At 43.6% G+C, this 13,728-nt stretch carries 10 protein-coding genes and 1 riboswitch; of the genes, 2 read left to right on the forward strand and 8 right to left on the reverse strand.

What is annotated here, in order from left to right; genetic code table 11:
• Positions 1–6: 6 nt before the first annotated feature.
• The 5 genes from FD725_RS03280 to FD725_RS03300 form a co-directional block, all read right to left on the reverse strand.
• Positions 7–738 (reverse strand): biotin/lipoate A/B protein ligase family protein, encoded by a 732-nt coding sequence (locus tag FD725_RS03280; protein ID WP_179046802.1) that lies wholly within the window; start codon positions 736–738, stop codon positions 7–9.
• Positions 739–755: 17 nt separating this feature from the next.
• On the reverse strand, positions 756–1,235 hold the full coding sequence (locus FD725_RS03285) for a YbjN domain-containing protein (protein ID WP_179046803.1): 480 nt from the start codon (positions 1,233–1,235) through the stop codon (positions 756–758).
• Between the two features lie 526 nt (positions 1,236–1,761).
• Positions 1,762–4,164 (reverse strand): tetratricopeptide repeat protein, encoded by a 2,403-nt coding sequence (locus tag FD725_RS03290; RefSeq protein WP_372726704.1) that lies wholly within the window; start codon positions 4,162–4,164, stop codon positions 1,762–1,764.
• A gap of 126 nt (positions 4,165–4,290) precedes the next feature.
• Positions 4,291–4,671 carry a hypothetical protein gene (locus FD725_RS03295; RefSeq protein ID WP_179046804.1) on the reverse strand — a complete coding sequence of 127 codons (381 nt, stop codon included), beginning with the start codon at positions 4,669–4,671 and terminating at the stop codon, positions 4,291–4,293.
• Positions 4,672–4,837: 166 nt separating this feature from the next.
• Positions 4,838–7,942 carry an MFS transporter gene (locus tag FD725_RS03300; RefSeq protein WP_179046805.1) on the reverse strand — a complete coding sequence of 1,035 codons (3,105 nt, stop codon included), beginning with the start codon at positions 7,940–7,942 and terminating at the stop codon, positions 4,838–4,840.
• A gap of 521 nt (positions 7,943–8,463) precedes the next feature.
• Here FD725_RS03300 and FD725_RS03305 point away from each other — a divergent pair.
• Entirely contained in the window at positions 8,464–8,667 is a 204-nt protein-coding gene (locus tag FD725_RS03305) for a chlorophyll a/b-binding protein (RefSeq protein WP_179046806.1), read from the forward strand.
• Positions 8,668–8,732: 65 nt separating this feature from the next.
• On the opposite strand, the gene FD725_RS03310 is transcribed toward FD725_RS03305, so the two are convergent.
• Both FD725_RS03310 and FD725_RS03315 read right to left on the reverse strand, forming a co-directional pair.
• Entirely contained in the window at positions 8,733–9,107 is a 375-nt protein-coding gene (locus FD725_RS03310) for a DUF4870 domain-containing protein (RefSeq protein ID WP_179046807.1), read from the reverse strand.
• A 234-nt stretch (positions 9,108–9,341) separates the two neighbouring features.
• Positions 9,342–10,619, reverse strand: coding sequence for a glycosyltransferase (locus FD725_RS03315; protein WP_179046808.1), 1,278 nt, complete (start codon positions 10,617–10,619; stop codon positions 9,342–9,344).
• 153 nt (positions 10,620–10,772) lie between these two features.
• Positions 10,773–10,924, reverse strand: a riboswitch (cyclic di-AMP (ydaO/yuaA leader).
• A 1,227-nt stretch (positions 10,925–12,151) separates the two neighbouring features.
• Between FD725_RS03315 and FD725_RS03320 the strand changes: the two genes are divergently transcribed.
• Complete coding sequence (locus FD725_RS03320; protein ID WP_179046809.1) at positions 12,152–12,403, forward strand: hypothetical protein; 252 nt, start codon at positions 12,152–12,154, stop codon at positions 12,401–12,403.
• A 149-nt stretch (positions 12,404–12,552) separates the two neighbouring features.
• Here FD725_RS03320 and FD725_RS03325 read toward each other — a convergent pair whose 3' ends face one another.
• Entirely contained in the window at positions 12,553–13,110 is a 558-nt protein-coding gene (locus FD725_RS03325; RefSeq protein WP_372726705.1) for a YidH family protein, read from the reverse strand.
• Positions 13,111–13,728: the final 618 nt, after the last annotated feature.

Consider the following 13,728-nt stretch of genomic DNA (forward strand, 5'->3'; position numbering starts at 1 on the left):
TTCACGTTAATCATGATACATATGAATCTCGTCCCACTCAGATTCAGACAGGGGTTGCAGTGTAATTTCTGTATCAAAATACTCACTAGCTGCACTAGTCAACGCTGTCATGATTGTCTCGACATTGCAGCTCAAACTTGGGGGTAATTGCACAGGTGTCAAAGATTCGGCTCTAAATACTTGAGTAAACAATTCTGCATCTGGCTGTAAACGCATAGAACCATGTTGTAGAATGACTCCGCCACGCCGTAATTGAGCGCTACCGATAAACTTTGTGCCATCTGGCAAGATTAAATCTGCACCTGTAGCCGTGCCAAAGCAGTCGGGGTTGTGAATGTAGCCACGTCCTGCTGTACCATAGTCTAATTTCAGACCGATCGCTCTCCATCCTTGAATCAAAAACTGACAAATTGTTTGATACGCCTCAATCCGACTACCTGATAATCCAGATGTGATCACAGCGTAAGTTAAATCACCTTGATGTAAAACTGCTCTACCACCAGTAGGACGACGGACTAAATCTAATTTTTGACCTTGCCAAGTCAGATTTTGCCAATGCTGAGGATATTTATGTTGATGATAACCAAGGGAAATTGCAGGTGGCGACCAAGTGTAAAATCGCAAAACTGAAGGCAGTTTACCCGATTGATGTTGTGCTAACAACCAACGGTCAATTGCCATCTGCACACCACCAGCAGCTGCTAGTAAAGGAATTAGTCGCCAAACCTGCTGTTTCATGCAAAAATTCCAACTACTTATGCTGCACCGAATTCTGATTGTAAGGCTTCATCGTTGTTGTCGGCGATCGTTGCCACAATCGTAATTAGGCGTGAGACTTCCCCCGGAGATAATTCTGCTAAAGTGCGTGTAGAAATCACCACTACTTGATTTTCAATAATTCCAAAACGAGCTTCAAAGGTGCTAGAACAGTTCAATTCCAATAGATGACGTAGCAACTTGGGTTCATTTTTAGCAGGTAATTTGAGTACCACAGACCAGACTGTAATTGTATCTTCATCGGTTTTCCCTGTGAGTTGCACAAATACTTCCACACTACCGTACTTAAACTTCCACAGATAACCGCCCTCTGGGGTGTGGCTTACCATCGCACTATCATCTTGTTCTAGGGAGTCGATGACATTTTCGATCACTTCCACATGATTTATACCGCTTGTCTCAACCAGCAGTTCATCCAGGAGTTCATCACGAGTTGGAGTTTCTTGGTAGTTAGCCATACAGATTTTTCTCTCAATATATTATTTATCTCATCTACACATACTTTATAGCCTGAGAGCAAAATTAGTTTTAACTCTCTAGTCTAATGATCACAGGAATACGCAGGATGTGGGAAACTCAGGTGTAGGTTGGGTTGAAGAATGTAGGCGTAACCCGAATTTCTCACTAAATTTATAACATCGAAGCCCAGAGGCTGTAGGGGCGGGTTCATGAGATATTCGTGAATGATTGAAGCATATTTGTGAACCCGCCCCTACCGTTTTTTGAGAAATCCAGGGTAAGCCTTCAAGGGAGAGTAACCCAACGGTATCAATATTTAACCTCAGAACACGAAACTTTGAGTGCAGAACAGGAATGTTTTCGTTTGGAACACGGAACTTTGAGTGCAGAACAGGAATGTTTTTGCTTGGAACACGAAACTTTGAGTTCAGAACAGGAATGTTTTTGCTTGGAACATGAAACTTCGAGTGCAGAACAGGAAGCTTCGAGATGGGAACATGAAAGTTTGGGTTTTAAAGATGGTTGTTACTGTTCTGAGGTGAAAGAATCGCGCAAAGATGCTAAATTAGCACGACAAGTCACAGTATTGGGATGCTCTACCCCTAACCGTTGCTCTAAAATATCTAAAGCTTGGATGTACAAAGGTTCGGCTTCGCTGTCTTTGCCTTGGGAGTTGTAGAGTAACGCTAGGTTGTTGAGGCTCATGGCGACATCGGGATGTTCTTCTCCCAGCAGTTTGCGGTGGAGTGCTAAAGCTTGGATGTACAAAGGTTCGGCTTCGCTGTCTTTGCCTTGGGAGTTGTAGAGAGACGCGAGGTTGTTGAGGCTTGTGGCGACATGGGGATGTTCTTCTCCCAGCAGTTTGCGCCAGAGTGCTAAAGCTTGGATGTACAAAGGTTCGGCTTCGCTGTATCTGCCTTGGGATTTGTAGAGATACGCTAGGTTGTTGAGGCTTGTGGCGACATAGGGATGTTCCTCTCCCAGCAGTTTGCGCGTGAGTGCTAAAGCTTGGATGTACAAAGGTTCGGCTTCGCTGTATCTGCCTTGGGATTTGTAGAGAGCCGCGAGGTTGTTGAGGCTAGTGGCGACATGGGGGTGTTCTTCTCCCAGCAGTTTGCGGCAGAGTGCTAAAGCTTGGATGTACAACGCTTCGGCTTCGCTGTATCTGCCTTGGGAGTTGTAGAGTAAAGCTAGGTTGTTGAGGCTAGTGGCGACAGAGGGATGTTCTTCTCCCAGCAGCTTGCGCCAGAGTGCTAAAGCTTGGATGTACAAAGGTTCGGCTTTGCTGTATCTGCCTTGGGAGTCGTAGAGTCCCGCGAGGTTGTTGAGGCTAGTGGCGACAGAGGGATGTTCTTCTCCCAGCAGTTTGCGGTGGAGTGCTAAAGCTTGGATGTACAAAGGTTCGGCTTCGCTGTCTTTGCCTTGGGAGTTGTAGAGAGCCGCGAGGTTGTTGAGGCTAGTGGCGACATGGGGGTGTTCTTCTCCCAGCAGTTTGCGGCAGAGTGCTAAAGCTTGGATGTACAACGCTTCGGCTTCGCTGTATCTGCCTTGGGAGTTGTAGAGTAAAGCTAGGTTGTTGAGGCTAGTGGCGACAGAGGGATGTTCTTCTCCCAGCAGCTTGCGCCAGAGTGCTAAAGCTTGGATGTACAAAGGTTCGGCTTTGCTGTATCTGCCTTGGGAGTCGTAGAGTCCCGCGAGGTTGTTGAGGCTAGTGGCGACAGAGGGATGTTCTTCGCCCAAACGTTTTTTAGTGATTTCTAGACATTGCTCATACCAAGGTTCAGCTTGGTTATACAATCCTTGACCATAATAAAATCTAGCGTTGCCGATGAAAGGCCAGAGTAAATCATCATCGCTGACGTATTGAATGAGATGATTCGCTACTTCTGCTACATGAGGAATGGCGGGAGTAACGGCGGTGATTTGCTCAAGGGTGGGTGAGTCAGGAATATCTTGAGCCACTTCTACAATTACTCGGCAGAGCGATCGCTTAAATTCCTCTGCCTGCTCTAAACCTGTAAGCTTATATTGGAAAAACTCTCTCAACAGTGGATGTAGTTGATAGATTCCTTCGCCTTTACGCTGGAGTAAATGCAGATTCAGTAAGCTATCGTCTCTAATTTCTTCTAAATCTTCTGCATCTGTTTCTGTTACACAATGTTCTACAAAGTTCCAAGATAAAGGTGCGGCAGCAAATAAACTTAATAAACAGCCCAATTGTTTAGCGTTGTCCTCTAATTCTTGCCAACTCAACTCAAAGGCGGCTGACACACCTCGTTGTGCTGTCATGTCGGCTTCTGACTTAGATTTAGACAGGGAACGCTCATCTAGTCGCTTGTTTTCCAAGCGTTGCAACATTTCTGTTAAGGATAAATCCTGTTTCCGTGCTAGATACCGTCCGACTAATTCCACACCCAAGGGTAAATATCCTAACCATGCACACAGAGACGTTGCGTGCAACGTCTCTACATCATTATCAATACGTTCTTTACCAATAATTGATTGCAATAACTCCCGCGCCGCTTCTGGTTGCAGCACATCTAATGATAACTGTGGGATGCGTCCTAAGTTCTGGCGCGTAGTCATCAACACTTTAAACCGGGAAGATAGAGATTGTAAGTAAGGCTTGACTTGTTCGTAGTCGCTGACATCATCCAGCACTAGCAACACATCACCCTCTCGCCAACGCCGCCAGCAGTATTGTACTTGGGCGATGATATCAAAATCTTCTGGTGGCTTTAAATCCAGGTGTGTTCTGGCAAACTGGACAATTTGAATGCCTATATCTCCGGTTTTGGGCAGTAACCAGCAAATTCCCCCTTGATAAGTCTCGTATTTTTCCAAGGCATATTGCAGTGCTAGTTCTGTTTTGCCGACACCACCCATCCCCGCAATAGCAGCGATCGCTACTTGAGGATTTTGCTGCAAAAGTTGGTGGAGTTGTTGCAGTTCAGTTTCACGTCCGACAAATTTCTCTACCCCACTCCAGGGTAAATTGTGCGGTATTGCAGTAGGGGGATTTGACTTTACCTGTTCCCATTCAGGCGACTGTAGTCAGAAATTAAAGTTTTGGGTGCGGTTGTCATTAGTAACGTTCCCGACATTACCACCGTAATTTTTATCAACTGTGTTGGTAAAATTCTGGATAAGCGCGGGTTGAGATTTTACAGCATCCGCCAAAGCTGCAATAGCTTGAGCAATTTCTGGGTCTTTTTTTGCTGCTGCTTCTACCTGTCCCACGAGATCAGCATCACCGTAATCTAAAGGTTGTGTTTGCGCCTGTTCGATTGCTAAGGCTGTGCTAGGTTCTTTGCGTTTCAGTAGCGAGAATAATTTACCACTTTTCTCTAAAACCTTTTCGCCCAAGATTTCCCCAGTTCTTTCAAAAGCTTTAGTCAGGACTAAAATAGCGATCGCCGCAGCAGTTAATGACATAAACTCAACAAAAGCTCAATTAGACTGATTTTCTCCAGTTTATCTAAATAATTCGTAATTCGTAGTTTGTCATGGATCTCCCCTAGCCGCGACTTCTAGTCGCCTGGTGCAAGATATAAAAAAGCCTCCCTGGTGGGAGGCTGAAAATTTAGCGGAGACAAACTTGTTAAGCTACCGGACTAACTGCGATCGCACCTCCTAGTGCAGAGAAGATGGCAGAAACTACGGCGGTAGCAAATAACCACCAAGCGGCTGTAGCGGCGGCTTTGCGGGTTTCTTCGGCTTGGTGTTGGGCTTGGTGTTTGACTTCTTCTAGGCGGCGTTGGGCTTCTTGTTGTAAGCGTTCGGCGCGTTGTAATACGGTGTTGCGGGCGCGTTCGATTTGGTCAATAACCCGGTTGGCATCTTCCTCGGAGATATCTTCACGGGAACTGATCAGGGCGACTAGGGTGTCGCGGTTGAATGAAGAGAGGCGATCGCGTAATGCGTCGAATCCTGCTTGTGGGTCGTCAAACAAGGTACGGACATCGCGTTTAATCCCATCATAATTGAGTTCGGGACGTTCTAAGGCGTTGAGGTAGTTGCGGATGCGAGCAAAAACTCCGTCAATCACGTCTTGAATTCGGCGTTGGATACCCCGCACTTGTTCGACAAATTGATCCCGGACGGAAACTATATTGTCGGCAATTTTGGCTGCTTCTTCATCGGTGATATCTTCCCGAATCTTCAACAAGGCAATAATGGTAGAACGGTCAAAATGGGCTAGGCGATCGCTAAAACTTTCTACTCCTACTCGTGGATCATGGAGTAATAATTGTAAGTCGCGTTTGATACCTTCAGGATTCAATTCTTCTTTCCCTGTTTGCCGCAAGTACTCCTCTAAATAAGCTTGAAATGTTTCTGCTCTCTGTTGGGTACGAGTAGCTAGGCGACGGGGAGTACGGACAATATTCCGCAGGGAATTCTGTACAGCATCAATGGTTTCATTGACTTGCTGTTCGCTCAAATCCTGACGTTGACTCAGTAATTTTACTACTGTATCTCTATCTACTTGTGACAAGCGACGACGTAGTGCCACTGCTCCTTCTTTGGGATTGGCAAACAGTTGATTTAAATCCCGTTGGATACCTTCAGGGTTGAGTTCTGATTTACCAGTCTTCCGCAGGTAATCGGCAATGGTAGTAGTTACAGAATCATATTGGGCTTTGGCTTTGTCGGCTACCGCTTGAGGGGCGTGGCGGACACTGTGCCAAGACTCCTCTACAGCATTGATGATTTGATGGGCTTGGTCTTCTGTAATATCTTGGCGTTGACTGAGTAACTGTACCAAAGTATCCCGGTCAAAGCGAGACAATCGCGCCCGAATAGCTGCTATTCCCGTTTGGGGGTCTGCCAATAGGGTTTTCAGGTCAGCCCGAATCGCATCAGGGTTTAACTCGGCTTTACCTGTATTACGCAGATATGACTCAACATTTAACCACAGAGTTTCCGCTTGATATCTGGCTTGATCTGCTAGATTTTTGGATTCTAACAAAGCGCGATCGCGTTGTTTGAGCAAATCATCAATAATTCTGTCAGGTTCTCCCGGTTGCATATCATTGCGTTCTAGCAATATCTGCTGCATTTGGTAGCGATCGACTATTGCTAGTCGTCGTGACAGAGTTTCGTAATCTGCGTCTGCATCTTCTAGTATAGGTTTGAAATCTCGCTCAATACCTTCGGAACTCAAATCTGCCTTACTTGTGACTAGCAGATAACTTTCAATGCGGCGTTGCAAGTCTTGAGTAATTTCTCTCTCTTCTTCAGCTGTGACTGTCACCAATACCGACTGACGCACCGCTTCTAATCGGTCGGCAATATGCTGAATTTGGTCTTGGGTCAGTAGTCCCCGTTGTTGTAAAATCTTGGCAAAGTCGTTGCGAGACAAGCGCTCAAGTTCCCGGCGGACTGTACCAGGGTCGGCTGCTTGGTCGTAGATCACATGATGAAATTCTTCAGCGATTCTTTGCTCACTCAATTGCCAAGCATAGGTGTTGAGCAGATAGTTTTCCACATCTGCCCGAATGGGACTGTAGGGTTGTGAGGCTGTGGGTAAGCCTAATTTATCGGCTTGTGCTGTGGCTTTATCTTTAGCTGTGGTTAATGATTGTAAGATTTTTTCCACATCTAACTCTGATAAGTCCGTTCTACCCAACACAACACCAGTCAGGGCAGAGAGTCCTTGCTGCATTAATCCAGGTTTTTGTTCTGCTTCTTTGGTAGATTTGGTTTCGGCAATTAATCTCTCCAGCTTGGCGTTAAGTTCATCGGTCTGAGTTTGTCCTGGTGGCAATGATTTGAGATAATCTACCAATTCACCCAAGCGGTCTGGGGTGGGTTCATGCTGAATTACCACCTGTTGCCAAACGTTATACAGAGTATCAGCAATCCGCTTGACATCCCGTTTCGATAAGTCAGTCCGACTGCTAACTAGATCGATAAACTTTTGGCGATCAATCTTGCGTAAGTCTGGACTACCCGCAACAGCTTTTAATTGGGGATCATTCAGTAATCTTTCAAATTCACTGCGAATATTCGTTATATCCAATTCTGGTGGACGCAGTTTTTCAATATAATCTTCTATGTTTTCCCGAATACTGATGGGGTCGATCGCACTGCCTAATTCTCGTCTCACGGCTGCGGCTGCGGCTTCTGCGGTGGCTACCACTTGCTGATTCACAGCTTTTGCGCCCAGTGCGGCTGTGGCTGTTCCCATAATTGCCTGAAAGCCAGAGGTAGCCGTATTCACGACTGAACCAATTAGGGAACCAACTGTGGTGGAACTCACCCACACCAACAGTAAAAAGTAAGCACCCCAAATCACTAAACCCAGAATTGCTCCCAGTCTAGGATCTAAAATGACTAAGCTGAGTTTAACCGCCAAAAAAGAGGCCACGAGTAGGGCGATCGTTACAGTGATTAATGTCCACAGTCCCACTGCCGTACCGATTTTGCGAATTGTGCCACCAAAGCTTCCCCCTACTTCGCTGTCTGCACCTGAGTCTGATGCACGTCCCAGATAAGAAATCCCCGCAGCAACAGAGAGATTAGTTAATACTAGTTGAAAAGCGAAAGCCAAGATCACACCAGAAAGTAAAGCCACAAAAAAGCGTGGCCCGGAAGTCAGAACCGATGCTTGTGCTGGTGTCACGCCTGTAGTTTCCCCTGGAATCTGTGCCATCCATAAGAGGGGCTTGTAGAATTCCAGCATAATTTCCGTACTTTGAAACATTGTATTTCCTTTTCCTAAGCAATTTAAATTTGGATGGCTTCAGAATTTCGTCAGCAACAACTTTAGTTTTTGTGCCTATGGCAATACCAAATCTTCTTACTTTTAGAATCTAGGAATTTACTACTTCAAAGCATCCATCCCAGGTGGTAAGCCTATCTCCTACGATAGATAGAAATTTAGCTATTTAGCTTTAGAAAATATCCCTAACTTTAACAATTTATCTGTTAATAACAGTTGCTATTTTTCCGCTAATACCTGCTTATTATTAATTGCTTTTTATGAGATATTTATCTTATTTAAATTAGTCTTTAACTACAAAAAAAATATTGCTAATTTACGTTTATTTACAATTAAGCTTTTTATCCCTCTCTACAGGCATATTTGATAGAAATAAAACTTTTCTCGCAATCGTCCCCAAGAAGTGTGTGTAGTTTGTACCTTTTGTACCTATGGACGGAAAGCAATTTATCAATGAATCGCTAAGGTTAAGTTAAGTAACAAATCGCTCTTGGTACACAAAAATGGAAACTCGCTCCTCCACTGATTTACCTACAGTTGCTAAAGCTTACAACGGAATAGATCGTAATAGCTTTTTGTTTGGCTGGACTCCCCAAGCAGAAATCTGGAATGGTCGTTTAGCAATGATTGGTTTTCTCGCTTATTTGCTGTGGGATTTAGCAGGCTTTAGTGTCCTGCGTGATGTCTTGCACTTGATTGGATATTAACATCAACAAGAGACGTAGCATTGCTACGTCTCTACAAATTGTCTATGTTTCGACAAACTTTGTAGTTAAAAAACTCGGAAGATGAATGGATAACGGAAAGGCACATCAGACTGACTAAGACAATGTAAAATTGCCCAGATTGTTAGTCCCCAATGTATTGCAAAGCCTAAAGCAACTACAGGGAAAAAGATAATTCCCCCAATGCCAAATGTCAGCCAAGACAGAATTCCCAAGGGTACGCCGATGACAGTTGCCCAAAACCAGACATTGAAGTGAAAATTAATTGATTCTTTGGCGTTACTTTTAACTACTGGATCATCAGAGATGAGGTTAATAACAATGGGAACTCCGACTGAAATTAATGTCGTACTAAAAAAAATTGCCCCATGACACAGAGATGATAGCAATTTGCGCTTGTCGGAATCATATGTTGCTTGCATCCTGGTGGCTCCTTAATTGTTTTCTAATTATGATTTTAATTGTTGGTTTATAACTTTCATACTAGAGCTTACCGTAAATAGCCAGGATTGCAAATTTTCCTGGAGATAGATTGACTTTGGGTTTTATGCACCAAATTTCGACTCTGGTTTACCGAACATACCATTTCACGTTAATCATGATACAGATAAATTATGTAGAGACGTTGCAATGCAACGTCTCTACTGTTTCTGTTTTTAGGCAGCCATCATCGCTTTTTTCTGAGTGACTGCTGTGGGTTGGGCTAATAGATGCGTGTATAGCTGAGTTAGTCGAGATGCGACACTGTACCAACTAAAGGCAATTTCTACACGCTGGCGACCGGCTGCACCTAATTGATCTCGCCAATCTGGGTTAGTTAAAATCCGGTCTATAGCAGCAGCGAAGGCTAATTTATCTTGAGGAGGAGCGAGTAAACCTGTGACTTCGGGTATGACTGTAAACTGTAATCCACCTACAGCACTTGCTACTACAGGAGTTTTACTAGCCATAGCTTCGATTGCTACTAAACCGAAGGGTTCATAGTGGCTAGGGACAACGCAAACATCGGCAGCAGCGTAGTAGAATGGCAGGATTTCATGATCTAGACGACCAGCAAAGTTTGTGCAATCTGTTAGTTCTAATTCCCCAACAATATTAGCAATGCGATCGCGCTCAATACCATCACTTTTTCCAGGACGGCTACCACCACCAATTACTAGTTGTAGGTTAGCTTTACCTCTCAAACTAGATTCTCCCACGGCTCTGACTAAGGTTTCAATGCCTTTACGGCGGTCAAACCGACCAACATAAAATACCATTTTGGCATCAGGGGCAATTCCTAGTTTTTCCCTGGCCTGTAACCGTTCAATATTGCCAAAATTATCAATATCAGTACCACAAGGAATCATCTCAATTCGCCCTTTTCTGGAAACCAAGGTACGCAGATGTTGCTGTTCTTGAGGACTGGTGGCTACTACTTGGTCTACCGTTTCTAAACAAGCTTTTTCTATGGCTAGTCGCTGAGTGGCTATGGGTGGAATATCTGCAATTGTGCTATATTTAATCGCTCCTAATGAGTGATATGTATGCACCTGAATCATGGGTTGCTGCTTTTTCAGTTGCATCCCTACCCAAGACGACAGCCAGTAATTAGTGTGAATTAACGGGTAAGAGTATCCATGAAGCTGCTGGAATTTTTGGAACTCAGCCATAAACTCTGGTAAGTGACCAAATAATTGATCTCGCCCGATAAATTCACATGGCCCTGCTTTTAATCTGATGGTACGACAATTGGGACTATGTTGAGCGATCGCTGCTTGTTCAGGACTACTACGACGAGTAAACATATCAACTTGCCAACCTTGCTCGGCTAAAGCATAGCCTACTTGCCGGACATAAACATTCTGACCACCAGCTTCTTCTTGACCGATTTCTACAGCTGGGTCGCCATCAACAGAAATCAATGCAATGCGATACTTTTTACTTGGGAACATAGTGAGCTTCACCTCAAATCAACTACTCCCACCTCAAACACCAGAATTTAGACATAGCAAATCTTACCTCTGGTCAAGGGTAGGTAAAACGAAGCGTAAAGCTACCAGCCAAGGACACTGACGACAGACATTGTTTGTAAAAATGCTGCTCGGTCAATCTCCTCTCAATGCCGACGAAGTTAGCTGACGGGCTAGAACTGAGAGATGTCCTTTTTGGATAATCCAAAATAAGCCCCAAGTTTGGTTCCTCCGTTCCTTGGTTACCCTGATGTTTGGGTAGACAAAAGATTAGGCAGACTGATTTATATTTCTCAAATACATTAGCTTGTAACCAGAATATAGTCAATAGTTTTGATAAAAAAACTCTCTTAAATCACCTGTAAACTGTTTACTGAATCTCTTTCCCAGACAAAATTAAATCAGCTTCATCAAGCTAATCTTGGCTTAGTTAGAGTTAATTGATACCCCGCGCATCATCTCGCAAATAAATCACAAATTCTCTAACTTTTAAGAGAAATTTCTAGAAAAATCAGAATTTTTCTGAGCAAATGTCTATCTTTGACTAAGAGGATATTTCAACAGACCCCACCCTCTCAATCTCCCTCAATACAGTTTGGTTAATGTCATGGCGATCGTTCGTTGTTCGGCGAAGCCGTTCTCGAAGAGTAAGCGTTCCTTAAGGGTAGCAAAGCAATCCCAGAAACTTGGCGATCGCTTCCTTACTCATATCTTGCACCAAGCGACTGGAAGTCGCGGCTACACAGGCAAAACCCGCCTGCGCGGGTTTCAAACACTTGATGTTGCGTTAGTCCGCGTAGGCGGACTTTGTTTGTATAGCCGCGATTTCTAATCGCTGGGGCTAGGTGCAAGATGTGAGCTTACGTCGCAATAACAAACCAGAGAGCAAAGATACCATGAACCAAAAACTGCTAAATTCCATCAAAGTCAACAGACTAAGCTGGCCGTAAGGTCACAATCCTCTGCATCGAACTCACGTTCAATTAAGCTTGATGTTAAATTACTACAAAAATCTCATCTGAAAATTCTCATAAATACTACTTTTGATAATTGACAATAAGTAAAACTCTTAATTAGACATAATTCCAGCTTTTATGTCTAAAAATATCTGTTGCAAGACTTGCTTTTAAAAACTTAATTACTAAAAATAAAGAAGGGATTTAAAAATCTCATAGTCAATTTCGATCATTTGACCCTTCTACCCTAGTCCGCTTACGCGGGCTTTTTTTTATTAGTCCATGGTCAATAGTCAATGGTCAATGGTTCATAGTCAAAATCAAGTTTTTTTGGACTGTTGACTATTGACAAAAAAGCCAGAAAATTTAGTGACACTGCATAACCCGAATTTCTCACGAAATTAATCAAACCGAAGTCCAGAGGTTGTAGGGGCGGGTTTACGAGATATTCGTGGATGATGCAAGCATATTTGTGAACCCGCCCCTACCGTTTTGTGAGAAATGCGGGATAAGTCCTAGTAAGATAGAGTGCAGGTGAGTAACTTATCTCAAATAATTATGGCTTTCATCACGGAAAAATCTTCACTAAAACAAACATCGATAATAGTTCAACAAGTTCCTGCCCCTGATACAACTCCCCAAGATCCGCTAATTTCTAAAGGTTGGCAACGTGAACAGTATATCGGCATCTCTATTTTGTTTATTAGTCTAATTGCTGCTGTCGGCTTCTTGAGTCGTAGATTTGAATATGCTTTGATTTTCGCTTTTGCTTTAAGTATTGCTCTGATTATTTTCTTTCTTATTGTTTAAGGTCATTTATATTTGGCATTTTCGTTATCTTTGGCGCTATAGAACTAGTACTTGATTATTGTTGGCGTAGCCTGTGCTTACACAAAAAACTCTACAAGTCGATAGACTTCTTACCCATTACCCATTACCCATTACCTATTCCCTCAATCTCACTCAGGAATCACTGGACTGGTGGGATCTAAAGTGGTTGTAAAGACAAAATAAATCACCCCAGCGCCCAAAATCATCACAGCTAGACTAAACAAAATTACCCAACGATCTGCGGGTTCGTAAGTATCTTCTTCAATGTCACGGCGTACAGCAAAATAATGTCCTGTGGACAGCCAGACTGTGATTAATCCGACAAGGGAAAATACTAAACCCAACTTCCAGCCAGTACCAGGACGAGGGACTAAGGGAACTTGAAAGGCTCTTAAACGCACAATGACAACACCAAAACCTAACAAAGCTATGCCAGTCCGCATCCAAGCTAGATAAGTGCGTTCGTTTGCTAGGTGATCTCGTACTCGTGAAGGATTGAGTTTTGTTAACTTTTTCTTCTCTGCCAGTTGTTCAGTATCTTGTGACTTTAATTGCATTAGTAGTGTCCTGATTCCCAAGGAGGAGCCTCTCCAAAAAATCCTTAAGTAGTAACAAACTTCTTTCCAGAGAGTTTGCCACCAGTGCCAACGCTGTGCTTTTGTAAAATGTCCGATTTGTTTGTTCATTTTTCAAAATATATTTTAATGCAGATATGAAAATAACACAACCTAAATACAGCATTTCTTGGTTAGCGCTGGATAATGACAGACTCTTGAGTAGGCACATAAACAAGAAGTGTATTTATAATGCCTAGAGTATTTTAATCTCTAAATTCTAGTCCTTTAGTCGCTGAATGATGATTCATGTCTAAAATCCATCCACAGACATAACTAATTATTAATAGGACTTACGCACTCAACCAATTAGCCCTTCTGAGGGTTGTCAATAGTCCATAGTCCATAGTCAAAATCAAGTTTTTTTGGATTGTTGACCCTTACGGGTGACGCTCCTTCTCCCAAGGGGAGACGCTACGCGAACGTCGCTAACGATAGTTGCTTTCCGACGCAAGGCGACACGCCACTCCCTCAAGTCGGGAAACCCGCCCACGGGGGTGTCTCAGGAACGCACTATCTCACTATTGACAAAAAAGCCAGACAATTTAGTAACACTGGGTCTCCCGAATTTCTCACGAAATTTATAAAACCGAAGTCAAGAGGCTGTAGGGGCGGGTTTACAAATAGGCTTCAATCATTCACGAATATCTCGTGAACCCGCCCCTACCGTTTTATGAGAAATCCAGGGTC

It is taken from the genome of Nostoc sp. TCL26-01, assembly GCF_013393945.1.
GTDB lineage: Bacteria > Cyanobacteriota > Cyanobacteriia > Cyanobacteriales > Nostocaceae > Trichormus.